This is a genomic window from Acinetobacter guerrae (assembly GCF_009372255.1).
Lineage (GTDB): Bacteria > Pseudomonadota > Gammaproteobacteria > Pseudomonadales > Moraxellaceae > Acinetobacter > Acinetobacter guerrae.
The window spans coordinates 1-243 of the sequence record NZ_LXGN01000048.1 but is presented as its reverse complement, the minus strand read 5'-3'; the positions used below and the strand labels follow the sequence as shown (position 1 = coordinate 243).

The window sequence follows — 243 nt, the reverse complement described above, 5'->3', positions numbered from 1 at the left end:
ATTCTAAAGGTACAAGATCAGATGGATTGTGCGCTGCAAGGTCAGAAATGGAGTCAACAATGCCAACAAAGTGTTCAGCAAATTTTTAAGATCAAAGAGCAAGTTAAAAATAATGCCGATGAATTTGTGAATATCAGTACTAATTTCCGTACTGTGCTCAAGGTAAAACCTGATATATCCCAATTTAATAGTCTGAAACCATTGCTTGACCAAAGACTCATGTATAGTAATTTAATCTATGTC

The 243-nt window shown here is 34.6% G+C and carries 1 pseudogene; it reads left to right on the top strand.

What is annotated here, in order from left to right:
- A pseudogene (locus tag A7A69_RS16740) lies at window positions 1–243 on the top strand (poly-beta-1,6-N-acetyl-D-glucosamine N-deacetylase PgaB); the annotation flags it as partial.